Annotated in this window: 24 protein-coding genes; 18 read left to right on the top strand and 6 right to left on the bottom strand. The window is 51.4% G+C overall.

Annotation, left to right across the window (positions count from 1 at the left end):
* The first annotated feature begins 148 nt into the window (after positions 1-148).
* From JNC80_RS07420 to JNC80_RS07405, 4 genes are all read left to right on the top strand, one after another.
* Positions 149-1,705 carry a DEAD/DEAH box helicase gene (locus tag JNC80_RS07420; RefSeq protein ID WP_370637815.1) on the top strand — a complete coding sequence of 519 codons (1,557 nt, stop codon included), beginning with the start codon at positions 149-151 and terminating at the stop codon, positions 1,703-1,705.
* A gap of 211 nt (positions 1,706-1,916) precedes the next feature.
* The gene (locus tag JNC80_RS07415) at positions 1,917-2,960 is read left to right on the top strand and encodes a cysteine synthase A (protein WP_376709946.1); all 1,044 of its coding nucleotides are present in this window, start codon (positions 1,917-1,919) and stop codon (positions 2,958-2,960) included.
* A 111-nt stretch (positions 2,961-3,071) separates the two neighbouring features.
* Entirely contained in the window at positions 3,072-3,818 is a 747-nt protein-coding gene (locus tag JNC80_RS07410; RefSeq protein ID WP_376709945.1) for an alanyl-tRNA editing protein, read from the top strand.
* A 100-nt stretch (positions 3,819-3,918) separates the two neighbouring features.
* Positions 3,919-4,470, top strand: a complete 552-nt coding sequence (locus tag JNC80_RS07405) for a GNAT family N-acetyltransferase (protein WP_376709944.1) — start codon at positions 3,919-3,921, stop codon at positions 4,468-4,470.
* Between the two features lie 11 nt (positions 4,471-4,481).
* Here the strand turns inward: JNC80_RS07405 and JNC80_RS07400 are convergent, their stop codons facing one another.
* Together JNC80_RS07400 and JNC80_RS07395 are read right to left on the bottom strand one after the other, a co-directional pair.
* Entirely contained in the window at positions 4,482-5,282 is an 801-nt protein-coding gene (locus tag JNC80_RS07400) for a GGDEF domain-containing protein (RefSeq protein ID WP_151159136.1), read from the bottom strand.
* 200 nt (positions 5,283-5,482) lie between these two features.
* Positions 5,483-5,884 carry an MAPEG family protein gene (locus JNC80_RS07395; protein ID WP_376709943.1) on the bottom strand — a complete coding sequence of 134 codons (402 nt, stop codon included), beginning with the start codon at positions 5,882-5,884 and terminating at the stop codon, positions 5,483-5,485.
* A gap of 632 nt (positions 5,885-6,516) precedes the next feature.
* Between JNC80_RS07395 and JNC80_RS07390 the strand changes: the two genes are divergently transcribed.
* The 12 genes from JNC80_RS07390 to JNC80_RS07335 all read left to right on the top strand — a co-directional run bounded on the left by JNC80_RS07390 (position 6,517) and on the right by JNC80_RS07335 (position 20,143).
* Positions 6,517-7,716, top strand: coding sequence for a septal ring lytic transglycosylase RlpA family protein (locus tag JNC80_RS07390; protein ID WP_376709942.1), 1,200 nt, complete (start codon positions 6,517-6,519; stop codon positions 7,714-7,716).
* Positions 7,717-7,849: 133 nt separating this feature from the next.
* Positions 7,850-9,064, top strand: coding sequence for a D-alanyl-D-alanine carboxypeptidase family protein (locus JNC80_RS07385; RefSeq protein ID WP_376709941.1), 1,215 nt, complete (start codon positions 7,850-7,852; stop codon positions 9,062-9,064).
* A 100-nt stretch (positions 9,065-9,164) separates the two neighbouring features.
* Complete coding sequence (gene tmk, locus JNC80_RS07380; RefSeq protein ID WP_376709940.1) at positions 9,165-9,818, top strand: dTMP kinase; 654 nt, start codon at positions 9,165-9,167, stop codon at positions 9,816-9,818.
* On the top strand, positions 9,811-10,884 hold the full coding sequence (locus JNC80_RS07375) for a DNA polymerase III subunit delta' (protein WP_376709939.1): 1,074 nt from the start codon (positions 9,811-9,813) through the stop codon (positions 10,882-10,884). Before tmk ends, JNC80_RS07375 begins: the two co-directional genes overlap by 8 nt.
* 215 nt (positions 10,885-11,099) lie before the next feature.
* Positions 11,100-12,638 carry a methionine--tRNA ligase gene (metG, locus tag JNC80_RS07370; RefSeq protein ID WP_376709938.1) on the top strand — a complete coding sequence of 513 codons (1,539 nt, stop codon included), beginning with the start codon at positions 11,100-11,102 and terminating at the stop codon, positions 12,636-12,638.
* A 76-nt stretch (positions 12,639-12,714) separates the two neighbouring features.
* Positions 12,715-13,491 carry a TatD family hydrolase gene (locus JNC80_RS07365; protein WP_376709937.1) on the top strand — a complete coding sequence of 259 codons (777 nt, stop codon included), beginning with the start codon at positions 12,715-12,717 and terminating at the stop codon, positions 13,489-13,491.
* Positions 13,492-13,574: 83 nt separating this feature from the next.
* Positions 13,575-14,399: an MBL fold metallo-hydrolase gene (locus JNC80_RS07360; protein WP_376709936.1), complete on the top strand. Its 825-nt coding sequence runs from the start codon at positions 13,575-13,577 to the stop codon at positions 14,397-14,399.
* A 129-nt stretch (positions 14,400-14,528) separates the two neighbouring features.
* The gene (locus JNC80_RS07355; protein ID WP_376709935.1) at positions 14,529-15,548 is read left to right on the top strand and encodes a histone deacetylase family protein; all 1,020 of its coding nucleotides are present in this window, start codon (positions 14,529-14,531) and stop codon (positions 15,546-15,548) included.
* A gap of 231 nt (positions 15,549-15,779) precedes the next feature.
* Entirely contained in the window at positions 15,780-17,531 is a 1,752-nt protein-coding gene (locus tag JNC80_RS07350; RefSeq protein WP_376709934.1) for an amidohydrolase, read from the top strand.
* A 71-nt stretch (positions 17,532-17,602) separates the two neighbouring features.
* The gene (gene soxR, locus JNC80_RS07345) at positions 17,603-18,061 is read left to right on the top strand and encodes a redox-sensitive transcriptional activator SoxR (protein ID WP_376709933.1); all 459 of its coding nucleotides are present in this window, start codon (positions 17,603-17,605) and stop codon (positions 18,059-18,061) included.
* Positions 18,062-18,259: 198 nt separating this feature from the next.
* Positions 18,260-19,726, top strand: a complete 1,467-nt coding sequence (locus JNC80_RS07340) for an MFS transporter (protein WP_376709932.1) — start codon at positions 18,260-18,262, stop codon at positions 19,724-19,726.
* A gap of 3 nt (positions 19,727-19,729) precedes the next feature.
* Positions 19,730-20,143 carry a DoxX family protein gene (locus JNC80_RS07335; protein WP_376709931.1) on the top strand — a complete coding sequence of 138 codons (414 nt, stop codon included), beginning with the start codon at positions 19,730-19,732 and terminating at the stop codon, positions 20,141-20,143.
* Between the two features lie 64 nt (positions 20,144-20,207).
* Here the strand turns inward: JNC80_RS07335 and JNC80_RS07330 are convergent, their stop codons facing one another.
* The gene (locus tag JNC80_RS07330) at positions 20,208-20,423 is read right to left on the bottom strand and encodes a hypothetical protein (protein WP_376709930.1); all 216 of its coding nucleotides are present in this window, start codon (positions 20,421-20,423) and stop codon (positions 20,208-20,210) included.
* A 262-nt stretch (positions 20,424-20,685) separates the two neighbouring features.
* On the opposite strand from JNC80_RS07330, the gene JNC80_RS07325 reads away from it, so the two are divergent.
* The gene (locus tag JNC80_RS07325; RefSeq protein ID WP_139316367.1) at positions 20,686-21,003 is read left to right on the top strand and encodes a WYL domain-containing protein; all 318 of its coding nucleotides are present in this window, start codon (positions 20,686-20,688) and stop codon (positions 21,001-21,003) included.
* A gap of 61 nt (positions 21,004-21,064) precedes the next feature.
* Here JNC80_RS07325 and JNC80_RS07320 read toward each other — a convergent pair whose 3' ends face one another.
* From JNC80_RS07320 to cml, 3 genes are all read right to left on the bottom strand, one after another.
* Complete coding sequence (locus JNC80_RS07320; RefSeq protein WP_376709929.1) at positions 21,065-21,760, bottom strand: glutathione S-transferase family protein; 696 nt, start codon at positions 21,758-21,760, stop codon at positions 21,065-21,067.
* 110 nt (positions 21,761-21,870) lie between these two features.
* The gene (locus JNC80_RS07315; RefSeq protein ID WP_376709928.1) at positions 21,871-22,266 is read right to left on the bottom strand and encodes a c-type cytochrome; all 396 of its coding nucleotides are present in this window, start codon (positions 22,264-22,266) and stop codon (positions 21,871-21,873) included.
* Positions 22,267-22,374: 108 nt separating this feature from the next.
* Positions 22,375-23,592: a CmlA/FloR family chloramphenicol efflux MFS transporter gene (gene cml / locus JNC80_RS07310; RefSeq protein ID WP_376709927.1), complete on the bottom strand. Its 1,218-nt coding sequence runs from the start codon at positions 23,590-23,592 to the stop codon at positions 22,375-22,377.
* Between the two features lie 322 nt (positions 23,593-23,914).
* Here cml and JNC80_RS07305 point away from each other — a divergent pair, with 322 nt between their 5' ends.
* Positions 23,915-24,160, top strand: a complete 246-nt coding sequence (locus JNC80_RS07305) for a hypothetical protein (protein WP_220159677.1) — start codon at positions 23,915-23,917, stop codon at positions 24,158-24,160.
* The last annotated feature ends 206 nt before the right edge of the window (positions 24,161-24,366 follow it).

Genomic DNA, 24,366 nt, shown 5'->3' with positions numbered 1-24,366 from the left:
AACATCAATGTTCCGGCGCTTCGTCGTATAAAAATTTGTTTCCGGATTGCCAGCTGCGCATGGTGGTCTGATGATGCGTGTGTCCGGTTCTCCCGACCGGCGGCGCATATCGAAAGCTTATATTTTGACAAATCGAAATGAATCCGACCTGACCGCAGTTGCGGAAATTCAGGATACCAGCGGCTTCGCCGCTAAAACTGAAGATAATGCCGGCTTTGCCGCTTTGGGCATTACCGGTCTTTTGCTGAAAAATCTGGATGCAGCGGGCATGACTTCGCCAAAGCCAATTCAGCAGCAATCCCTGCCAGCCCAGCTTAAGGGCAAAGACATTCTGGGTATCGCGCAGACCGGCTCCGGCAAAACTGCGGCCTTTTCCCTGCCGATCATCGAGCAGATTTTGGCACTTGGTGATAAGCGTCTGCCTAAAACCTGCCGCGCTCTGATCCTCGCGCCAACCCGCGAACTGGCTGTGCAGATTGAAGAAACCGTTCGTGTACTCACCAAAGGCGCACATCTTTCAACCGCATTGATTTTGGGTGGTGTTTCCCGCGCCTCTCAGGTGCGCAAAATGGCGCCGGGCGTGGATATTCTGGTGGCAACACCGGGTCGTCTGACCGATCTGGTGCGTGATAAATGCGTTGATCTGTCCGCTACTAAATGGCTGGTTCTGGACGAGGCCGACCGTATGCTGGATATGGGCTTTATCAATGATGTGAAGCGCATTGCCAAAGCAACGCGTTCTGACCGTCAGACTGCTTTGTTCTCTGCAACCATGCCTAAGGAAATCGTGGCACTGGCTGAAGGCCTGCTGCGTGATCCGGTGCGTGTCGAAGTTTCGCCTGCCGGTACAACTGCAGCTGAAATTACACAGGTTGTTTATACCGTTCCGACCAAGGATAAGAAAAAAGCGCTGTCCGGCCTTTTGACCAATCCTAAGCTAGAAACCGTTATTGTCTTTACCCGTACCAAACATGGCGCGGATGCGGTAACACGCACGCTGGAAAAAGACGGTTACTCCGTTGCGGCCATTCACGGTAATAAATCGCAGAACGCCCGTCAGCGTGCGCTGAACGGCTTTAAAGACCGTTCTGTGCGTGTGCTGATTGCCACCGATATTGCTGCGCGTGGTATTGACGTTCCGGGCATCAGCCATGTCATCAATTATGACCTGCCGGATGAGCCGGAGAGCTATGTGCACCGTATTGGCCGTACCGGTCGTAATGGTGCCTCCGGTGCAGCGATTACGCTTTATGACGGCGGTACAGAACATGCAAAGCTCAAGGCTGTTGAGCGTGTTATCCGCAATAAGCTGACATTGAAAGACCTGCCGCCGCAGTTTGGCCCGTTGCCGGAACGCACAGAAAAGCCAACCTTCGAGCACGAATGGCCAAAGCCTGATCCGCGTGCCACCGGCAAGCGTAAAACCTCACGCCCGTATAAAAACCTGGATAAAGCACCGCAGCGTACCACTGGTTTTTCCGATGTGCGTGAACTTTATGATGATGCCGCACCTGCCAAGCCACGCGAAGCAAAGCCTGCACAGGGCGAACGTGGCCGCCAGAACCGCAATCATTCCGGTCGTGGCGGTAAAAGCTCGGCTCAGGGTGCCGGTTATAATTCCGGTCAGGCCAATAGCGGTAAGCCTGCGAATAAAAAGACCTTCCACCGCAATAAGAAACGTGCGGGTCAGGACTGGAACAGCTAATTTATAAGTCTGTTCTAAACCTTGCATAATAGTGAAATAAAACACCGCCGGAACGCTTTCCGGCGGTGTTTTTTATTGTCGGATGCAGACTTACCGGAAAACTGTACCTTGAATAAGCTGTTCAGCAACAATAGGTTCGGCGCAGCAATGCGTATTCTTGCATAGAATTACCGGCGTAAAATTACCGGTGCAGAATTAAAGGACAAATATAATGGTGCAGTCAGGTGTAACAAATTCTGTGATTGAGGCGATCGGCAATACACCGCTGATCCGTCTGAACAAAGCTTCAGAGCTCACCGGCTGCGAGATTTTCGGTAAAGCTGAATTTGCCAATCCGGGACAGTCCGTCAAAGACCGCGCGGCGCTTTATATTATCCGTGATGCAGAAAAACGCGGGCTTTTGCGCAAAGGCGGCGTGATTGTGGAAGGCACTGCCGGAAATACCGGTATCGGCCTGACCATGGTGGCCAAGGCACTGGGCTATCGCACTGTTATCGTTATTCCTGAAACACAAAGTCAGGAAAAGAAAGATGCACTGCGTCTGCTGGGTGCGGAACTGATTGAAGTTCCGGCTGTTCCTTACAAAAACCCGAATAATTATGTCCGGCTTTCCGGCCGCTTGGCCGAGCAACTGGCCAAAATCGAGCCGAATGGTGCTATCTGGGCAAACCAGTTTGACAGCCAGATCAACCGTCAGGCGCATATTGAGACAACAGCACCGGAAATCTGGCAGCAGACTGAAGGTAAAATTGACGGTTTCATTTGTGCTGTCGGTTCCGGTGGCACACTGGCCGGTGTGGCAGAGGGTCTGCGCGGCTTCAGCAAAGATATCAAAATCGGGCTGGCTGATCCGGAAGGCGCGGCGCTCTATTCCTATTACACCACGGGCGAATTGAAGGCTGAGGGATCATCCATCACGGAAGGTATCGGGCAGGGACGCATTACCGGTAATCTCGAAGGTTTCAAACCGGATTTCGCCTATCAGATCAGCGATGCAGATGCTCTGAAAATTGCTTTTGATCTGGTGCAGGAAGAAGGCCTCTGCCTCGGTGGCTCATCGGCTATCAATATTGCCGGTGCTATCCGCATGGCGAAAGATCTTGGCAAAGGCGCACGGATTGTGACAATTCTGGCTGATTACGGTAATCGCTACCAGTCAAAAATGTATAATCCGGCTTTCCTTGAAGAGCGTGGCCTGCCGGTGCCGCAATGGCTTCTGACACGTTCAGACATTGCAGTTCCTTACGAGGCCTAACCTAGTCTCTTTGTTGTTATCATAGTTTCAGGAAAAGCGGTTTTACTTTTCCTGAAACTGCTTTAAACCTCTCGCAAAAGACTTTTTCTTAAATGTTTGCATGAGGGTATGATGACACAGAGTCTGGAAACCAATCCGCTTTTCCGCGAAGATGCTTATCTGAAAGCGACACCGGCCAAGGTGATCGGTCTCACGGATGAAGGCGGCGTTATTCTCGATCAGACCGTGTTTTATGCCACATCCGGCGGTCAGCCGGGTGACAGCGGTTTGCTGCGCCGTGCAGACGGCAGCATCATTCAGATTGCCACCACTGTTAACGGCGCGACCAAGAATGATTTCATTCATGTGCCTGCGGAAGGTGAAACACTGCCGCAGCTCGGAGAAGAGCTGATTGCAGAGATCGACTGGGAACGCCGTTTCAAGCTGATGCAAATGCATACAGCCTGCCATTTGCTTTCCGTGATTTGTCCGTTTCCGGTGACCGGCGCTTCGGTCAATATTGATGACAGCCGCATTGACTTCGATATGCAGGGCACTGACCTGACAAAAGAACAGGTCAGTGAAAAGCTGATGGAAATGGTCAATGCCGCATCGCCGGTGACTACAAACTGGATCAGCGATGAAGAACTGGCTGCCAATCCCGATCTGGTTAAATCCAAGAATGTGCGCCCGCCGGTCGGGCAGGGACGTATCCGTTTGGTGCTGATCGGCGACAATGGTTCCGTAGACTCACAGCCATGCGGCGGCACACATGTGGCCAATACCTCCGAAATCGGTGAAATTCATATCGGCAAGGTTGAGAAAAAAGGCAAAGAAAACCGCCGCTATCGTATCCGTTTCGGTAAGGCTCCGGCATAATATCGCTGCTTTTCCTTGTCATTATCAGGAAAACAAAGCAATTGAGCGATCCGGCGTGCATAATGAAATATGCACGCCCTGAAATGAAGATCGGAACCCTATGAGCGATCCTACGGATAACGTCGATAAAACGCTCGCTGATGAAGTGAGCGTTAATATTACCCGGCTCGAAATGGCTGCGCCGTTAAATGTTGCGGTGCCTCTGCCTGCGGGTCTCCGGCTGGCAATCATGCTGGCAGAAAATATGCCGGTGCATCTCTATCGCTATCTTTATGAGGTCATCGGCAAGCCGCATCACTGGATGCTGCGCCGTATGCAGAATGACGAGACTGTTACCTCGATCATTCAGGCCGAAGAGACCCGCATTCTGCTGCTCTATGTGGATGGTTGCCCCGCAGGTTTTGCTGAAATGCGGCTCAATCTGCCGGAGAGCGTCGATCTGCTCTATTTCGGGCTGGTGCCGGATTATCAGGGACGGGGTCTGGCAAAATTCTTCTTTGCCGAGGCTCTGGCGGCAGCATGGTCGCATAATCCGGAAAAACTGCGCCTTGAAACCAATACGCTTGATAGCCCCCGCGCTTTACAGCTCTATCAGCGCATGGGCTTTTCGCCGGTTTCCACGGCTGAGGACGTGATTACGCTCTGGAAATAGAGCGTAATCCGTCAGAAATTGCGCCGGTCCCGGCTTTCTTCTGCATCTGAAATCAGGTGAATTTTCCTGGCATCTGTTTCAGCTGCTTCTGCCGGTTCAAAAACAATGCAGTTCCGCCCCTGATTTTTCGCCTCATAAAGACAATGGTCGGCACGGCTGAAAATCTGCGAATTGCTGTCGCTTTTATACGCAAGGGCACCGCCCGCACTGATTGTCAGCGGTTCAACATGGCTCTGTGATACATAAAACGGCGTATTCTCTATTTCCACACGAATACGCTCGGCAACGCTGATAGCGGCAGCGCGGCTGGCATTGGGCAGGTAAACGCAAAATTCCTCACCGCCGACACGGCCAACCAGATCACCCTTTCGGGTCACATTCTGCAAAGCATAGGCAATCAGCTTTAAGGCGCGGTCACCGACTGTATGGCCGTATTTATCATTGATATTCTTAAAGTGATCCGCATCTATGAGCAGCAATGCACCTGCGTCCTGACGGGAACGGACAGTGCGCATCATTTCAAAGAAAGCCTCTCGATTATAGAGGTTGGTCATATAATCGATCTTTGAACGCGCCTGTAATTCATGATGGGCTTTCTCCAGATCGGAAAATGCTTTTGAAAGCTGCGTATTACGGTGAAACACCACCGTCATTGCCGGAAAAGCGGTAATCAGGGGGAGGATCAGACTCAGGCTGATGCTGAGCGTGCCAACCGGCTCATTGCGGATAAGCCCGACAATCATGTTGATTGCAACACAAAGCAGCGCAGCCGCAGCAGAAACAATAAAGGCTTTTATAAGAGCTGATTTCATAGTCTGTTCAAATATCCCTGAGCGTATGCTGTAGTCTGAATATTTCAGTTAATGACTGGAAATGCTGAATAGAAATTACTGGCCAACCCGATATTCTCCTCCACATAAAGGAATAGTTCTTTCAAGCCTATTAAAATCAGGAATTGGCGTAAATTCTTTATAAATAAGAGCTTTTTATTTTAGCGATACATAAACCTGCATTATACGAATAGCCCCGTCAGTCCCAAAATTATCATGCCAAGTCCGGCCAGAGAGACAACCCAGATCAGGCTTCGCACATAAGGAATCCCGAAAGCATAAGCGGGAATATAAAAGATGCGCCCGATAACATAGATCCACGCGCCTGCAGTAGTGAGCCCGCTTTCCCGACCGGCAATATGGGCAATAATCACGGCAGCGAGAAACAGGGGCAGGGTTTCATAAAGATTGCGCTGCGCCCGTTGCAGTCGTGCGGTGATAATGCCGACAGGCGGCCCCGCCTCATCACGTGGTCCGGCATTATAATCCAGACCTGTCTCGCCGTTACGGAAAAACGCGGGAAGCAAAACCTGAATGATTGCTACAATAAGCATGACGACAGCAAGGTTCAGTTCTGTACTCAAACTCTTCTTCCTTCATCGGAGGCAGATGCATGTCCGCAGCATTTCTGACAGCGGTTTATTTCAGGAAAAGATCAAAGCGGAATTTCATCTGTCCCCAGCGAAATATAAACTTGGTTAACGCGGGCACATCAAGAGAAATCCGGCACCGGGATTTTGGGGCAGATAAAGCTGCTGGCAGATATTCGTTTGTTTCTTCATGGCAATAAACCATTGTTAATAAAGCGAGTTAATCAAATAGGGTTTGTTGTTCTGCTGATTATCAAAAAAGAAATTATCCCCCGAAATACACATAAATAATGAAAGATCTGATTTAAATATGTAGGCGAAAAAACCGGCGGGCAAGGTTTGGGGATTTGCTTTGTGCGGATTTTTAAGATTCTATCAATTAATTCTTGCGAACAGTCGCCAAATGTTGTGCATTTTCCGCTCTGAACAAAGGCGGGATAAAGGTTTTGAAACTGTTTCGTTTTACAAGTGACAGGCTGGCATTGTCTGACTGGTATAATGACAGGGGAAATGCCGGTTTTGTTGCAGACTGAATGTTGTTGTTTGTAATGGGTTTGAGTAGCGTAATGAAGTCATTTCAGAAAAAGCCGCATGGGCCTGTTGCAATGAACAAGAGCGGGGGCCGGATGCTGCATTCTTCTCGGGTGAAACATATTCTTTGTCTTGGTGTGGTGGGATTGCTGGTTACAGCCTGTGCCTCTCCCCAGCCGGAAGTGAAGAAGAAAAAGCGCTCCAAGGAATATTTTGCAGAATCCGTCTATGGCGTAAAAGCCAGCCCGCGTGTAGCCAATGGCAAGAAAATCCCGCGCGGCGGCGGCCGCAATCAGGTTGGCAAGCCTTATAAAGTCAAAGACAAGTGGTATAAGCCGAAGGAAGACCCGAATTATGTGAAGGTCGGCCGCGCTTCCTGGTATGGTTCGGCCTTTCATGGCCGTCTGACCGCCAATGGCGAGGTCTATGACATGACCCACCTGACAGCCGCGCATCCGACCATGCCGCTGCCAAGCTATGCCCGCGTCACCAATACCACCAATGGCAGTTCAGTGATCGTACGCGTGAATGACCGCGGCCCTTATTCCAACGAACGTATTATTGACATGTCGGAAAAAGCGGCTGAAATGCTGGATTACAAGCATCACGGCACCGCGAATGTTAAAGTCGAATATGTTGGCCGTGCACCTTTGCATGGACAGGATGATGCATTCCTGCTCGCTTCTTACCGTCCGGCAGGCGGTGACAATATCGGCCAGCCTGCGACAGGTGTGATGATGGCCATGAACGGCCCGACACCGACATCTGCGCCAAACCGTGCAGAACAGGGTGTAGCCAACGCATTTGACCAGATTTCCGCACAGCCGGAGCTGCCTTTCGGTTATGCTGACGGCGCAGCGCCTGTGCTTCCATCTGTTATTCCTGTGCCGCTGGATAAGCCATATGGCCTCTATGCATCTGCGCAGAATGATATTCTGGTCAGCGCCTATGCCGGAAACCGCATCGCTCAGGCCAATGAGGGTATCTATTCCAAAGTGCTGATGCCGGATGCAGCCTCTGCCGAATGGCGCAATGCGCAGGCTGCAAAATATCTGCAGGCCGGTGCGGAGCAGGGTGAGTTTGTCGATCTCGGTACTTTCAGCAGCAAGGATGAGGCAGACCGTATTGCCTCTGCGCTTAAAAATATCGGAACAATCAGCAGCAGCATGACCCCGCAGGCTCAGGGCGATTTATACAGCCTGACTGCAAAATCACGCAGCGGCAATAATGACGCGCTGTTGCAGGCCGCATGGGCTGCCGGTGCAAATGATGCTTTTGTGGTGCGTGCCGAGTAATTTTTTACAATGTGATATATCGTGTTCAAACGTCCGGCTATGCCGGACGTTTTTGTTTCAGCTTCATTGATCGTCAATCATCGTGAACTATTTTTGAGTCTGTTACAGAGAGAAATCACAACCGGAGAACAAGGTGGCCTGCTTTACCGGCACATACGAAAAGACAAAATCTGCAGGGAAGCTGCGTTTTGCTGCTGTGCTGATCGTGAGCCAGTTTATACTATCTCATGCGCAAAGTGCCGAGCCGCCATTTGCGGTGAAGTCCGAACAGGTTTTGCTGTTCGATTCCGATACAGGCAGCGTCTTATTCGCCCGCAAAGCCGATACGCCGTTTCCGCCGGCCTCTTTGGCGAAGCTGATGACTGCGGAAGTTGCATTTCATGCGCTGACAACCGGAAAATTGCAGCCGGAAGCCAGTTTTACAGTCAGTGAACATGCGTGGCGCACCGGTGGTGCACCTTCGGGTACGGCAACAATGTTTGCCAAAATCAAATCACAGCTGACAGTCAATGACCTGATACAGGGCATTACAGTGCAATCGGCCAATGACGGTGCGATTGTACTGGCGGAGGGTATGAGCGGTAGTGAGCAGGCTTTCACCGTGCTAATGAATCAACGGGCGCAGGAGCTGGGGTTAAAAAACTCCGTTTTTGCGAACCCGACCGGTTTACCGCTGGATGGTGCTACCCAAAAAGTAACGCTGGGCGATATGGTGAAACTCGCACAGCATCTGCATAAAACCTATCCGCAATATTATCCGCTTTATGCGCAGGAAAGCTTTACGTGGAATAATATTATGCAGCGCAATCGTAATCCTTTGCTGCGGTTAAATCTGGGTGCTGATGGTCTGGCCATGGGGGGCACCAAGGATTCCGGCTTTTCTTTTGTCGCATCCGCTGAAACCGGCGGACGGCGCATATTTATCGGGCTGAACGGAGCCAAAACCATTCAGGACAGAACCGAAGATGCTGAAAAGCTGATCCGCTGGGCAATGAATGATTTCGTTAAACTGCCGGTTTTTACTGCGGGTACAGAAGTGGCTCAAGGCTCGCTCTATGGCGGAACACAAGGATCAGTCGGGCTTGTGGTTCATGATGCGGTTTCCGTGCTTGTGCCTGTTCAGGATAAAGGCAAACTGCGCTCGCAAGTGATTTATCAGGGGCCGGTATCGGCACCGGTCTCCAAAGGACAGGAAATCGGCCGGATTCAAGTGCTGCGGGATAAGGAAATATTGCTCGAACGCCCTGTCTTTGCAGCGCAGGATGTGCGTGAGGGAACTTTGCGCAACAAGTCGATGGATGCGCTCTATGAGCTGGCGACAGGCTGGATACGTCGTTTGCTGAAATAAGAGTGCTTGTTTCCTTTGTCAGTTTTATTTGACAAAGCCATGCCTATCCCTCATTAAACTTATAATTATTAACGGTGTACAGCGTAGGAAAATCAGAGCTTTGTCAGGATTGCTGATCACATTTGAAGGCGGAGAAGGCGCGGGGAAGTCCACGCAGATTCTTGCTTTGGCTGATCATCTGCGCGCTCAAGGCTATGAGGTTGTGGTCACGCGTGAACCGGGCGGCTCAGCAGGGGCAGAGGCTGTGCGCCATGTCATCCTGAGCGGTGCGGCAGAAACCTATGGCCCTGCCATGGAAGCGCTGCTATTCGCAGCTGCACGCAGCGATCATATTGACCAGAAAATCCGCCCTGCGATTGAAGCCGGACAGATTGTGCTCTGCGACCGATTTATTGATTCAAGCCGTGTTTATCAGGGCATCAGCGGCAATCTTGATCCGCAATTCATGCGCTCGGTTGAGCGTATTGCCATTGATGGCACTATGCCTGATCTGACTTTCATTCTCGATATTCCGGCTGATAAGGGCTTAGCCAGAGCAGGCTTGCGTCGTGGCAATGAAGTGGCAGATCGTTTTGAAAAAGAAACCATTGCCACCCATGAGGCGCGCCGTCAGGCATTTCTGGCTATCGCCGCCGAAGAACCACAACGATGCAAGGTAATTGATGCAGACCGCTCGGTGCATGAGATCAGCGCTGAAATAGCTACACTCACCGATGCTGTTCTGAGCCCGCAAGAGGTGTCTGCCCATGGCTGAACAGGCACCCAACAGTACCTATGATGCGATTGATGGTGTTCCTGCACCCAATGCGACCAGTTTTCTGACTGCGCATGAGGAAGTGCGCACATTTCTCGCGCAGGCCTATCAGGAAGGGCGCATGCATCATGCGCTGTTGTTTGAAGGTTTGCAGGGCATAGGTAAAGCGACAACCGGTTTTCATCTTGCCGGACATATGCTGAAATTTCCCGACAGTGCATCAGCTCCACAGCAACTGAGCACGCCGGATCTGGATGCCGCGCCTTACCGTCAAATGTCGCAGGGAATGCATCCGGCGCTGCTGCATATTACACGACCTTTTGATGCGAAAACCGGCAAATACCGCACGGCGATTACCGTTGAGGAAATCCGCCGTATCACGCATTTTCTGAGCCGCACCTCCGGTGACGGCGCATGGCGCATCGTTATTATCGACCCTGCGGATGATATGAACCGCAATGCTGCCAATGCTTTGCTGAAAACGTTGGAAGAACCACCGGCACGGGCGCTGTTTATTCTGATTTCCCATTCGTCCGGCCGTCTGCTGCCGACGATCCGCTCGCGCTGCCAGTCACTGGCTTTCAAGCCACTGAATGATAATGAGCTGAAGCGCGCGCTGGAAGTTGCAGGCAGAGATGTCGGCATTGATGTACAGGATCAGGCTTATTTCACTGCACTCAGCGCGCGGGCGGAAGGTTCTGTGCGCAAAGCTTTGTTGCTGGTAGCGCATGGCGGTTTAGAAATCACTGATACAGTCGATGCTGTGCTGAGCGGCAATCACTTTGATCTGCCAAAGGCGCAGGCGCTTGCCGCTGTGCTTGGTGGCCGTGAAGCCGATGTGCAGAACCAGCTTTTCCTTGAATATTTGCTGGATAAAGCTGCCGCGCAGGCACTTGGTCTTGCTGAACAAGGGCAGGTGGTGCAAGCTAGTCAATGGTCGCAATTCTGGGATGATCTGCGTCGCGAGGCGATGGAAACGGAAAGCTATAATCTCGACCGCAAACAGGCGGCACTGATTATGATGGAAAAGATGCATCGCGCTATGCGCAGCGGCATGCCGGTCTAAGGTTTGAGACCGGCTGATGCCGCCGAGCAAGCCGGTCACTGCAAGAATACCGGAAACCGGTATTTTCAGGATCACAAAACCGCATAAACAAGCATGAGTTTCTGAATTCGATGCATTTAGGGCTGACTTACGGTCTGACATGCGATATGCCGGTTTTATCAGTTATCATCATATTGACTTCATGAGATAAAATATCTCGACAAGACGGATCCGACATGAGCCGCGAAAAATTTTACATCACTACCCCGATCTTCTATCCGAACGGCACACCGCATATCGGTCATGCCTACACATCGATTGCCACCGATGCCATGGCGCGCTTCCAGCGTCTGGACGGCAAGGATGTGCTGTTCCTGACCGGTACAGACGAACATGGTCTGAAAATGCAGCAGACCGCCGAGAAGGAAGGCATTACGCCGCTTGAACTGGCTGACAAAAACTCCGCCGTGTTCCGCGAAATGCTGGCGAAAATCGGTTCCAGCCATGACCAGTTCATCCGCACCACGGAAGAACGTCATTACAAAGCCTGTCAGGATATCTGGGAGCGCATGGTCGCGAACGGCGATATCTATCTCGACAGCTATGCCGGCTGGTATTCGGTTCGTCAGGAAGCTTATTTCGACGAGAGCGAAACAACTGTTGGTGAAGATGGCGTTCGCCGTGAGCCGATCGGTTCGCCGGTAGAATGGCATGAAGAAGAAAGCTATTTCTTCCGCCTGTCCAAATACCAGCAGCCGCTGATCGATTATTTCGAAAAACATCCGGAATTTGTCGGCCCGTCTGAGCGCCGCAATGAAGTGCTGAGCTTCATCAAATCCGGCCTGCGTGACTTGTCCGTTTCCCGCACCACATTTGACTGGGGTGTGCCGGTTCCGGGCAATGACAAGCATGTGATGTATGTCTGGGTTGATGCGCTGACCAACTATCTCACAGCTATCGGCTATCCGGATATGGATGCGGAGAAGGCACAGTTCTGGCCTGCAACTGCTCATATTCTCGGTAAGGACATTGTGCGCTTCCACGCGGTTTACTGGCCTGCATTCCTGATGTCTGCCGGTCTGCCTCTGCCGGAACGTGTTTTCGCGCACGGCTTCCTGTTCAACCGCGGCGAGAAAATGTCGAAGTCGGTCGGCAATGTGATCGATCCGTTTGCCTTTATCGACCGCTATGGTCTGGATCAGGTGCGCTACTTCTTCCTGCGTGAAGTGCCTTTCGGTCAGGACGGCAGCTACAATCACGAAGCGATTGTCAACCGCACCAATGCCGATCTGGCCAATGATCTGGGCAATCTGGCACAGCGCTCGCTGTCGATGATCGCCAAGAACTGCGAAGGTAAAGTGCCGGAAAAAGCCAACTTCCATGAGGAAGATACGGCTATTCTGAAACTGGCTGAAGAAGCAATTGAACTTGCCCGTAATGCGATGAAGGTTCAGGCCATTCATCAGGCGCTGGCGGCAATCTTCAATGTTGTATCCGAAGCCAACCGTTACTTCGCAGCTCAGGAGCCTTGGGCACTGCGCAAGACCGATCCGGTACGTATGGGCACAGTATTGTATACGACCGCAGAAGTGCTGCGCCGCGTTGCAATTATGACTCAGGCCTATATCCCGACATCTTCAGCCAAGCTGCTGAATATTCTGGGTGTTGCACAAGATAAGCGCAGTTTCGCTGATCTCGGCGATGTGCTGATCAGCGGTGCTGAACTGCCTGCACCGGAGCCGATCTTCCCGCGTTATGTGGAAACTGAAGAGTAATATCTTATATCAGATACGGGCGAATTATCGCCCGTATCATTTTCCCGAGTGCTAAGCCTTGGGCAGGACTTTTATTATGCTTGTAGACAGCCATTGCCATCTCGATTTCGCTGATTTTGCAGAAGAGCGTGACGCGATTATTCAGCGTGCTCTCGATGCCGGTGTCGAAAAGATGATCACCATCTGCACCCGTGTGAAGAAATTCGATCAGATTTTAGCGCTCGCGGAGAGCTATGATCCGGTTTATTGCTCGGTCGGCACCCATCCGAATAATGCCCATGAAGAGCTGGATGTAACCGCTGATGAGCTGGTACGTCTTGCGCAGCATCCGAAAGTTGTGGCAATCGGTGAGGCAGGGCTGGATTACCATTATGATTATTCAACGCCGGAAGCCCAGCGCCAAGGCCTGCTGACACATATTGAAGCGTCGCGCCGCACGCAATTGCCGCTTGTGATTCATGCGCGCAGTGCGGATGAGGATATGGCAGTATTATTGCGTGAAGAGACCGCCAAAGGCGCTTTCCCGTTTATTCTCCATTGCTTCTCGTCCGGCATTGAACTGGCACGTACCGGCGTTGAGCTTGGCGGCTATGTGTCTTTCTCAGGTATTATCACCTTCAAAAACTCTGCCGAAATTCGTGAAGCCGCAAAAATCGTGCCGCATGATCGTCTGCTGGTAGAGACTGATGCACCTTATCTGGCACCGATGCCACATCGCGGCAAACGCAATGAGCCGTCCTATGTTGCGCATACTGCTGCGGTTCTGGCGGATGTAATCGGTGTGAGCGATGCGGATATCCGCCGGATGACCGGTGAGAATGTACTGCGTCTGTTTACTAAAATACCTCGCTGATTATGTTCGTTCAAACTATCAGATAATCATTTCAACCTTTTGATATTTAATTATTAAAAGGCGTATAAAAGCGGAACTGGCACATGTCTGACTTCTATCGCTTTACGGTTCTTGGTTGCGGCTCATCTCCGGGTGTGCCGCGTCCGAATGGCGATTGGGGTAAGTGCAATCCGGACAATCCGAAAAACCGCCGTCGCCGTGCATCGCTGCTGGTGGAGCGTGTCAGCCCCCATGGCACAACGCGTGTGGTGATCGATACGGGACCAGATTTTCGCGCACAAATCATTGATGGTTTGGCAGGCAAAACAGACCGTCATATCGATGCGGCGATCTATACGCATCCTCATGCCGACCATATTCACGGTATTGATGATTTGCGCAGTTTTGTGCTCGACAGCAAGAGCCTGATGCCGGTCTATGCAAATCGTCTGACGCTCAACCGGCTTTATGAGGCTTTCGGCTATTGTTTCGCCACGCCCTTCGGCTCAAGCTATCCGCCAATTCTTAAAGCCCATGAAATCGGTAATACCGAGAGTTTTACCATTAACGGGGCAGGCGGTCCGATCCGCTTTAAACCCATGCCGATGGTGCATGGCGATATTACCAGTCTCGGCTTTCGTATTGAAAATGTGGCCTATTGCTCGGATGTGAATGAATTTCCGCCGGAAACGGCCGCTTCCCTTGAAAATCTGGATGTTTTGCTGATTGATGCTCTGCAATACAGGCCGCATCCAAGCCATTTCAGTCTGGATGAAGCGCTGGAATGGGTTTCACGCCTAAAACCGCACCGTGCTATTCTCACCCATATGCATGTGCCGCTGGATTATGATGAAGTGCGCGCTCTTGTACCTGAGAATGTCGAGCCAGCCTATGACGGTATGGTTTTTGAAGCCCCCGCAAATCACTGATTTAGCTCAGCCTGTTGTTTTTATTTGCAATCGGGCAATCCTCTCCGTAGTTTCCTGTCGTGCAGTTATTTCAGGAGGCCGTATCGTAGATATGGAGCAATAATTGCAGCATGAGGAGGAAACTGATTTATGAAATTTACATTTGCTGAGCCTCAGCGCGCGCATAATCCGGCCATGTTTTTATCCGCCGGTGCCCGCAAACCCAATCCGGAAGTGCCTGAGCGCATACAGCGGCTTTTAACCGGCGCTAATGATGCCGGACTTGCAATGATTGCAGCGCAGGATCACGGTTTGGCACCGGTCAGCGCCGTGCACAGCCCTGAATATCTGGAATTCCTGCAGGTCATTTACGGGCAATGGCAGACGATCAGCGGCGCGTCCGATGAGGTCATTCCGAATATCCATCCGAACCGCCGCGATTTTTCCTATCCGACTTCACCGGTAGGCCGTGCGGGCTATCATATGGCCGATACGGCATGCCCGATTGCTGCGGATACGTGGAATTCTGCCTATTGGAGTGCGCAGACGGCAATCGAAGCTGCCAAACTGGTGCAAAATGGCGAGCCTGCAGCCTATGCGTTGTGCCGTCCGCCCGGACATCATGCCTATGCCGACATGGCGGGCGGCTTCTGCTTTCTGAATAATTCCGCGATTGCTGCGCAAGTTCTGCGCGAGAGCCATGACCGCGTGGTCATTCTCGATGTGGACTTGCATCACGGCAATGGCACGCAGGGCATTTTCTATCACCGTGCTGATGTGATGACCGTTTCCATCCATGTTGATCCGGCGGTTTTCTATCCGTTTTTCTGGGGGCATGCCTCAGAGCGCGGTGAGGGCGCAGGCCTTGGCTATAATTACAACCTGCCTTTGGCACGCGGTTCCGGCAATCAGGAATTTCTCGATGCACTGGATCTGGCATTGGATCGTATCCGCGCCTATCGGCCGGGTGCTTTGGTTCTGGCGCTTGGGCTTGATGCTTCCGAGCATGATCCGTTTGGCGGTTTTACCGTCAATGAGCAGGGTTTCACCAGCATTGCTCAGAAATGCGCAAGCCTGAACCTGCCGACAGTGATTGTGCAGGAAGGTGGTTATATCTGCGATCAGCTGGGCGGAAATCTCACGCATTTTCTGCGCGGCTTTGGCGGATAATCTACATTCAATGAATATTTGCTGAGCAGGCGGTCAAGAAGCTGCCTGCTTCTTCAATAAAATTGTTTAAACGAACTTGATTTTGTGTATATTCAAAACTGTTTTATATAAATTTCATTTGTATTTATTGTTATTTTAAAATTATTATTATTTTCAGTTTTATTTGATCTTACATATATGTGCGTTCAGGAATAATCCGGCATCAAATAATCCTTACAGGGGAAATATCCGATGTGTTTAGCCTGCAATCCCGGAGTTACAGCCATTCTGAGAAACGCCGCATCACGGCGTAATTTTTTGAAATATATGGGAGTGGCGGCCACTTCTGTTTTCGCCGCCTCAGTTATGGAAAGCAGAACAGCGCTGGCCGCAGCTTCTGCTGACGGATCCGCTGATGTGATCTTTAAGGGCGGCACTATCCTCACCATGAATAAGGAGAATGCCCGCGCTGAAGCTATTGCCATTCGCGGCGATACTATTCTCGGCGTCGGAACGGCTGAGGATATGCAGGCTTTAAGCGGCCCTAAGACGCGTATTGTTGATCTTGGCGGCCGCACATTAATGCCGGGTCTGATTGATCCGCATATGCATTCGACCTTTGTGGTGCTGGATGACTGGATTGACGTCAGCCCGATGGCCACACCGACCTTCAAGGATGTCTGGCTTCAGCTGAAAGCTGGCGTGGAGAAGGCAAAATCAGGTGAATGGATTCGGGCGAAAAATTTTGACCCCAGCATCACCAAAGATGCCCGCCCGCCGATAATGGCAGAGCTGGATGCACTGGCACCGGACAATCCGTTTTTCATGATGGAAAGCAACGGACATATTGCCTATGCAAACAGCGCCGCCATGAAACTGGCAGGCATTACGGAAGACACCAAAGACCCTTCCGGTGCGCGTTTTGTGCGTGATGCAAATGGCAAACTCAGCGGCAGGCTTGAAGAGAGCGCGGCGCAGGAACCATTTATCGAGAAGATGCCGCAACCAACGGCAGCGGAAGTACAGAAGCGCATTCGCGGACTTTTCGATCATGCGGCATCTGTGGGCTGCACAAGCCTGCATGATTGCAGCATTGGCATGCTATCCGGCGTCAATGATATTGCGCTTCTTGATGCCGTGATGGCTGATAATCCGCCGGTGCGCTATCGCGGGATGCTGATTTCAACCCTGATGGATGAATGGGACAAACTCGGCATCAAACCCGGTCATGGCAATGACCTGTTCCGCATCGATGGTATCAAAGCCTGGGCGGATGGCTCCAATCAGGCAGAAACCGGCTATCAGCGCGAGAATTATCTGGGCAGCAATAGCCGCGGGGCTCTGAATTACAGTCTTGAACAAATCACCGAAGTCATAAAGCGTGCGCATGATGGCGGCTGGCAGGTCGGCGTGCATGCCAATGGTGACGGGGCGATTGATACGGTGATTGAAGCCTATCAGACCGTGCTGCAAGGGTCGGCACCGAATGATCTGCGCCACCGGATTGAGCATTGCAGTGTTCTGCATCCTGAGCAGATGGAGAAAATGGTGCGGCTTGGCCTGTCGCCGTCTTTCCTCATCGGCCATGTACGATGGTGGGGCAAGGCCTTCCGTGATCGCATTCTGGGGCCGGAGCGGGCGAAATATTATGACCCTTGCGCCTCGGCTCTGGCAGCCGGTTTGCGTATTTCGCTGCATTCCGACTGGAGCGTAACGCCGATTGAACCTCTGCGCTATGTGCAGGATGCGGTTGCCCGTGTGATGAATGAGGGCGGCGGTGTCTTCTTCTCCGACGAATGCATACCGGCAGAAGCCGCATTGCGTGCTGTAACCATTGATGCTGCATGGCATTGTCATATGGATGATAAGGTTGGCAGCCTTGAAACCGGAAAATATGCGGACTTCGCCATTCTGGAACAGGACCCGACTAGCGGCGTGAAAGATATCGGCAAAATCAAAGTCAGCGAAACATGGATGGCAGGCGAGCAGCGCTATACAGCCTGACATTTTCGTGAGTGCCTGTATTTATTGCGCAGCCTGATTTACCATACCTCATCCATTCTTGAGGTTTGATTATGTTATCGGGTAAGCTCAAAGAAACGCTGACGGTGGGCGATGTTGCCCGCCGCAGCGGTGTTCCTGTTTCCACCATCCATTTTTATGAAGCAAAAGAGCTGATAGCCGGATGGCGCACCGCGGGTAATCAGCGGCGCTACCACCGTGCGGTTCTGCGCCGTATTGCTATTATCCGCATTGCCCAGCGTGCCGGAATTTCCCTGTCGATTATCCGTGATGCACTGGAAGATCTCCCGCATGACCATGTGCCGACAGCACGGGACTGGCGGCAATTTACCAATGCATGGAAAGATATGCTGGAGGAGCGCATTGTCAGCCTGATGCAGCTGCGCGATCAGATTGCCACCTGTATCGGTTGCGGGTGCCTTTCTCTGGCAGATTGTCCGTTACGCAATCCGGATGATGAACTTGCCGAACAAGGGGCAGGGCCGCGCCGCCTGCTGAGAAAAAAACTTTAACACAACAATACAAATACGGCTTGACCTCAACTTTGGTTGAGGTTCTATAAGCGTGTCGGTGCTTGCGACGACTTGTCATTTTTGGCCGGTTGTCACGGCATTCTTTTGAGATGCTGCATGAATTTCTCCGTGAAAATCCGGTGAAGTCCTGCGGCGGCAAAGGAACCTTTGCGTTCACACGCATTTTGGAGAGCCGACATGAGAAATGATACGACGGGCGCAGTATCAGCCGGTGCTGATGCCGCCACAGTAAAAAGAGATAATGCTCCGGCCGGCTGGGGCGAATTATTCAGCGGAAAAAACGGAATCTATGCACTTGCCCTTGCCGGTGGTGTAACCTTGCATGCCGTCAATATGTATATCGCCACAACGGTTATGCCTTCCGTGATCGTTGAAATCGGCGGGCTCGATTTTTATGCATGGACAACAACATTATTCGTAGTCGCCTCAATTCTGGGCGCGGCTCTGACCGCTAAATTACTGAAAAGCACAGGGCCGCGCGGTGCCTATCTGGTCGCCACATTGTTATTTGGCACCGGCACGCTGATTTGTTCACTGGCGATCAATATGCCGGTTATGCTGCTCGGACGTGCGGTACAGGGACTGGGTGGCGGCTTTCTCTATGCGCTTGCCTATGGCCTGACACGGATCGTGCTGCCGGAGCACCTATGGGGGCGGGCGATTGGCCTGATCTCGGCTATGTTTGGTGTGGCAACTCTGATTGGCCCCGCGATCGGCGGTGTTTTTGCTGAATATGGCGCATGGCGTGCGGCTTTCTGGTCTTTGCTGCCCTTTGCTGCTTTGTTTGCTGTGCTGGCTTTCACAACTTTACCAAAGCGCAGCTGGGATAAGAATGAGCAATCCTCCATACCCGTTTTACAGCTTATTCTGCTGACCGGTGCAGTGCTGGCTGTTTCAGCCGGCAGCCTGTCAAAAGAATTGTCATGGAACATGATCGGTCTGGCCGGAGCGCTGACTATGGTTGTCGCCATAGCTCTCGTGGATATGAATGCCAGATCCCGCCTGTTGCCGCGCAAGGCTTTCAATATTTCCACACCGCTGGGGGCGCTCTATCTGATGATTGCTCTGCTGATGATGAGCATGCAGCCGGAAATTTATGTGCCTTATCTGTTGCAGAAACTGCATGGTCAGACTCCGCTCTGGGCAGGCTATCTTGCAGCACTGATGGCGATTGGCTGGACAGCGGCTTCTTTCCTCAGCTCACGTTGGCAGAAGAGCGGTGGTTTTCTGATTTTCTCAGGTCCCGTCATGGTACTGGCGGGGCTGATCCTGCTTGCCATTTTCATGCCGGTTCATGGTGGCGGAGACTGGACATATTTACTGCCTCTCTGCATCGGGCTGGTTCTGATCGGCTTTGGCATTGGTCTGGCATGGCCTGGTCTGGTCACGCGGGTTTATCAGAGTGCACCGGCAACTGAACAGGATCTTGCTTCAGGAGGCATGACCACAGTGCAATTATTCGCCATTGCATTCGGAACAGCCTGCGCCGGTATGATTGCCAATTTTGCCGGTATATCGGATGCGGGTGATATTGCCGGTGCGTCCAATGCCTCGCTATGGCTGGCGGGTATTTTCGCAGCGGCTCCGGTTCTGGCTATATTTGTGGCGATGAAAGTCGTGCGCCTCACCGGAGGCAAGGGATAAGCCATGCCGGACATCATCGCAAAAATACTGGATTCCTATTGGTTTGATATTCTGGCGAGAATTCTGCTTACACTGGTTTTCTGGACAAGTGGTCTGGCAAAATTATTCGACTTCACCGCCAATGCGGGGATTATGGATGATTTCGGTCTGCAACCGGGCTGGGCTTATAATCTCATGACACTAATCCTGCAAATCGGTTCTTCGCTGATGATTATCTGTAACAAAGGTGTCTGGCTGGCAACCGGTGCGCTGGCGGTCTTTACGGTGCTGACGATACCAGTTGCGCACCCGTTCTGGGCGAAGGAAGGGGAAGAGGCTTTCCGCGATATGACCGTGGCTCTGGAACATGCCTCAGTTATCGGCGGTCTGGCAGTATTTGCCCTCTATTCCCGCTACAGAACCTGCAATTGCTGGTGAACAATATGCAACAAACAGTCACTCCTTTTAAAGGGAGTGACTGCCGATGAAATATCTGGTGCAATCAGATAAAGGCAGCAACCATATTGGTGAAAAACAGAATAATGCTGAAAATCACAATCAGGGAAATAACCCAGACACCGAAAGCTTTGATTTCCGCATATTGAGAGCCGGATTTTGCCTCAAGATATTCTCTTTCAGCAAAGGCTGCGATGACAACCGACAGCGGCAGCCCGATAAACAGAAGAGAAACAATGAGCGTGGTTGCTTTGAAAATCATCTCATACTCCTGATTTTCCATTTCTGTTTAATAACAACAGCTTCAATCTATAGGTCTTTGCACTAATTGCAATAATGAAGCATGATATCCGCCTATGTTACTGAATATATTTCATATATTAAACATTCAATATTAGATATTAATTATATTACTTATATTGATATCCGAATTTATTTGCGACTATAGTCTATATTGGTGTGGTTTTTATTGAAATTGTCCCCGACTTCTGTCATTGCACGCCCAAACGCGGGAGGGGTACCGCATGCTGGCATTTCCAATACTCTGCGACGCAATCCGGCAGAGAAGACAAGTTCGTTTTATTTATAAATCATTTCGTTGGATCATCGAGCCATATTTGCTCGGCTATTCCGCACAGGGAAACATGGTTCTGAATGGCTGGGTTATCGCGCATCGCAGCGAGGCCGGCTGGCAGCAGTTTCATGTTCCGCTGATCTCGAATGTGGCGCTGTCCCAAAAACGCTTTCTGCGGGCAAGGGCGGATTATAATCCCTATGATGAATCCGTTGCTCAGGTAGTCTGGCGTTTTGAGAGCTTCAACACCTCGATTGATACGGATTAAGATCAATTGAAACCATCTCCATACAGCGATCCTGCGTGACCGCTGTATGGGGCGATCTTCTTTATCCGGCTGCTCTGAGATCCTGCAGCCATGGCCCTGCATTGCGCGCTTCAACCTCATGCGCTTCATCGCGCCAGACCTCAGCGAGACTTGCAGCATACCAGTCCTGCATCACTGGCAACTCACGCAAATGGGCAGCATAGGCTGCGGCTTTATCGCTGAGCCTGATACCATAGGTCTGGAAGCGGAAAGCAACCGGCGCAAAGAATGCATCAACAGCACTGAATTCAGCACCCGCCAGAAATGGTCCGCCAAAATCATCCAGCCCTTCATTCCAGAGCTGGTCAATGCGGCTGATATCTTTTTGCAGGGCAGGTGTTGTCTGCGCACTGACATCAATCCGCAATCCGATATTATTGGTGCATATTGAGCGCAGAGAGTGAAAACCGGAATGCATTTCTGCTGTCGCACAGCGTGCCCAGGCTCTGGCTTTCTTGTCCTGCGGCCAGATTTGCGGATGATTATCCGCCAGATATTCGGTGATGCCGAGCGAATCCCAGACTGAGATAAAGCTGCCGTCAGCCTGCTTTTCCGAGAGGCAGGGAACCTGCCCTGTCGGAGACGGGTTTTTATCCCAGTCTGCGCTGCCAAAAGGGATCAGAATTTCTTCAAACGGAATGTCCAGCTGCTTCATCAGAAGCCATGGCCGGAGTGACCATGAGGAATAGTTTTTATTCGCAATATAGAGCGTGTACATGAAATATCCGTCCTGATGCTGATGCAACAGTCATTCCATGAAATGGTTTTCCGGTACAGAGGAACAGCGCATATTTCCGCTATTCAGGACAAAAGAAACAGTTCCGTCAACTATGGCTTGGACGCAGCTTCCGCCTGCGCATTAAGATAGGCCAGCAAATCGTCAATCTGCCCCTCCCACAGCCCCCAGAAACGCATTGTTGTGCCGGGGATCATGGTTTTAGGCGCTGTCAGGAATTCTTTGAGCGTCGCATCATTCCAGATCAGACCATTTTCACCGGCCTGTTTCATAGCGGCAGAATATTGAAAACCTTCAATCGTGCCTGCTTTGCGCCCCTGCAATTGCATCAGATGCGGCCCCATGCGATTGGCCGGCTGGCTGAGAATATGGCAGAAGCGGCATTTCTGGTAAATTTTCTCGCCGTTCCTGATGTCGCCTTCCGCCAATGCTGTCGCCGGTGCCGACAGACACATAGCAAGAAGTGAAATTTTAAACAGGCGCAGCATGTCAGATACCAGTCAGTCTTTAATCCATTTTCGCTGATCTACGCCGGATTACAGCCTGCCGCAATATGGCACCGGTCAACAAATGGTGCCGGTGCCATATCCTGATTTTTATGCGCTGATGGTTTTTGTCAGTACCAGAGTAAGCAGTCCTGATGTGATGGTGAAAACAACCAGAGGCATAATTGTATTGCCGCCAAGCAGCACGACCACAAGTGTTCCGGCAATGCTGACGATCAGGCTTTCAATGCAGTAATAAATGGCCGTTGCCGTGCCTGCATAGTCACCAAAACTCTTCAGCGCTCCGTTCGCTGTTACCGAGCAGGTGAGGGCAATGCCCGCCGCGATCACCCACATGGCGACAATGAAGGCTGGCACAGACAATTGCATAACTCCGCCGAAGAGCAATAACAGCCCGCCACCGCACATGATAAGTAGCATACCGCGTCTTAATGTGCCGCGCAGTCCCCACCATTGCGTATAAAAACCGGCAAAACGGGCGAAAGCCACCATAACAATGGCGATACTGGCAAAACACAGGCTGAATGTGACCGAAGACAGGCCAAGCCCGTTGACCAGCAAGAGCGGTGCCGTGGAGAAGAAAACAAAGAACGAGCCCATTGCGGCACTAAAGCCGGTTGTATAGGTCCAGAACGGCTTGCTTCCGAGTATGGAACGCAGCTTTCCCTGCGGTTTTGTCAGGCTTGGCACGCGGGTTTCCGGCCAACGCCATGCGGCATGCAAACCTGTAAAAGCACCAAGTGCCGCGAGCACGCAGAAAATACTGCGCCAGCCAAACTGAATATCCAGCAAAGCGCCGAGCAGCGGTGCAAGTGCAGGTACAAAAGCCAGCATGGAGCTGAACAGGCTGTAGATGACCGCACTTTCCGCACGTTGCGCATAAACATCGCGCACCGTAGCAAAAGTTGCCACCAGCATTGCCGCAGCCCCTGCGGATTGCAGCAGACGCAATGCCAGAAAGACCGGCGCAGAACCGGTGATCGCCAGTCCGGCAGAGGCACAGGTAAAGATCAGCGCGCCACCCAGCAAAACCGGTTTGCGCCCGATTTTATCCGAGAGCGGGCCGAAGATAAGCTGACCTGTACCCAGTACGCCCAGATAGAGGCTGAGTGTCAGCTGCACCATTTCAGGGCTGGTCTGCAGCGCTTCCGACATATGCGGAATAACGGGCAGATAAATATCCATTCCCATAGATGCCAGAAGATCAAACGGCGCCATGAGAACCAGTGCCGCTGCAAGACTAAAATTCCATTGCACCGGCAGAATGCCCTCTGCGGGTTGCAAAGACTTGTTTTTATAGAAAGACATATGTCGAATCCACGCTGTGAGGTGTGCATACAAAAGCAATCATGCAGCGGTGCTTAAGCGACCGGCAGAGCGTGGCTTCTGAATGTTACGCCGTAAATTTTCTTCAGATGATGAAATTTACGGCTGAGCGGGTTGCGGATTCGACTGTACTCATGATGCGCATTGTTTAGATATTTGTCAGCATATTGTCAAAGTACTGTCTCTGTTCTGCCTGAGTTCTGCCTGAAACCAAGTATCAGTTTGCCGCTCCCGATCCCTGTATATAAATTGCACTTGCTTGATTACCTGCCGGATATGGCAGGCGAAAATGAGAGGGTTTGCAATGGCAAAACTGGTTATTGAAAAATATACCGAAGGTCAGCTCGGGAAGAAGACGAATGTTCCGCTTCCGCTGGTGCGGATAGCTGCACGTATTTTACCGGATGCAGCGCTGAGCCAGCTAAAAGCAAAAGGGATTGATCTTCCGGCAGTCTGTGCTGCAAGCCGTATCGGCCAGCCTTATGAGACGGTTCTGGATATTCGTGAAAACCGCCAAAACAAAAAAGTCGTGATCTCTTTACAGCACTGACGCACTATAATTTTACAAGATAAATTTCTGTATCTTGCCGCTGATAAACACAAATGTGAGCGGTTTATCAGCCATGCGGCACTATGAGCGCGGTAGGAATGTCGGTCTTTGATTGACTGCGCGGTGTATTTTTGCCAAATCAGCGAAAATGATTTTCATGGAAGTGCAGGTTTCTGCCTGTATAATGCTTCTGTGTTTATTGCAGA

Source organism: Pseudochrobactrum lubricantis, from assembly GCF_041929865.1.
Classification (GTDB): domain Bacteria; phylum Pseudomonadota; class Alphaproteobacteria; order Rhizobiales; family Rhizobiaceae; genus Pseudochrobactrum; species Pseudochrobactrum saccharolyticum.
The sequence above is the reverse complement of the archived record's forward strand: the minus strand, read 5'-3'. Positions and strand labels throughout refer to the sequence as shown.

Excerpts from the sequence above, each read along its gene's own strand:
- JNC80_RS07305 (WP_220159677.1), top strand. The coding sequence starts at position 23,915 with ATGGCAAAACTGGTTATTGAAAAATATACCGAAGGTCAGCTCGGGAAG.
- JNC80_RS07320 (WP_376709929.1), bottom strand. The coding sequence starts at position 21,760 with ATGTACACGCTCTATATTGCGAATAAAAACTATTCCTCATGGTCACTC.
- JNC80_RS07415 (WP_376709946.1), top strand. The coding sequence starts at position 1,917 with ATGGTGCAGTCAGGTGTAACAAATTCTGTGATTGAGGCGATCGGCAAT.
- JNC80_RS07410 (WP_376709945.1), top strand. The coding sequence starts at position 3,072 with ATGACACAGAGTCTGGAAACCAATCCGCTTTTCCGCGAAGATGCTTAT.
- metG (WP_376709938.1), top strand. The coding sequence starts at position 11,100 with ATGAGCCGCGAAAAATTTTACATCACTACCCCGATCTTCTATCCGAAC.
- cml (WP_376709927.1), bottom strand. The coding sequence starts at position 23,592 with ATGTCTTTCTATAAAAACAAGTCTTTGCAACCCGCAGAGGGCATTCTG.
- JNC80_RS07355 (WP_376709935.1), top strand. The coding sequence starts at position 14,529 with ATGAAATTTACATTTGCTGAGCCTCAGCGCGCGCATAATCCGGCCATG.
- JNC80_RS07390 (WP_376709942.1), top strand. The coding sequence starts at position 6,517 with ATGCTGCATTCTTCTCGGGTGAAACATATTCTTTGTCTTGGTGTGGTG.
- JNC80_RS07350 (WP_376709934.1), top strand. The coding sequence starts at position 15,780 with ATGTGTTTAGCCTGCAATCCCGGAGTTACAGCCATTCTGAGAAACGCC.
- soxR (WP_376709933.1), top strand. The coding sequence starts at position 17,603 with ATGTTATCGGGTAAGCTCAAAGAAACGCTGACGGTGGGCGATGTTGCC.
- JNC80_RS07400 (WP_151159136.1), bottom strand. The coding sequence starts at position 5,282 with ATGAAATCAGCTCTTATAAAAGCCTTTATTGTTTCTGCTGCGGCTGCG.
- JNC80_RS07340 (WP_376709932.1), top strand. The coding sequence starts at position 18,260 with ATGAGAAATGATACGACGGGCGCAGTATCAGCCGGTGCTGATGCCGCC.
- JNC80_RS07315 (WP_376709928.1), bottom strand. The coding sequence starts at position 22,266 with ATGCTGCGCCTGTTTAAAATTTCACTTCTTGCTATGTGTCTGTCGGCA.
- JNC80_RS07365 (WP_376709937.1), top strand. The coding sequence starts at position 12,715 with ATGCTTGTAGACAGCCATTGCCATCTCGATTTCGCTGATTTTGCAGAA.
- JNC80_RS07335 (WP_376709931.1), top strand. The coding sequence starts at position 19,730 with ATGCCGGACATCATCGCAAAAATACTGGATTCCTATTGGTTTGATATT.
- JNC80_RS07375 (WP_376709939.1), top strand. The coding sequence starts at position 9,811 with ATGGCTGAACAGGCACCCAACAGTACCTATGATGCGATTGATGGTGTT.
- JNC80_RS07405 (WP_376709944.1), top strand. The coding sequence starts at position 3,919 with ATGAGCGATCCTACGGATAACGTCGATAAAACGCTCGCTGATGAAGTG.
- JNC80_RS07325 (WP_139316367.1), top strand. The coding sequence starts at position 20,686 with ATGCTGGCATTTCCAATACTCTGCGACGCAATCCGGCAGAGAAGACAA.
- JNC80_RS07330 (WP_376709930.1), bottom strand. The coding sequence starts at position 20,423 with ATGATTTTCAAAGCAACCACGCTCATTGTTTCTCTTCTGTTTATCGGG.
- JNC80_RS07360 (WP_376709936.1), top strand. The coding sequence starts at position 13,575 with ATGTCTGACTTCTATCGCTTTACGGTTCTTGGTTGCGGCTCATCTCCG.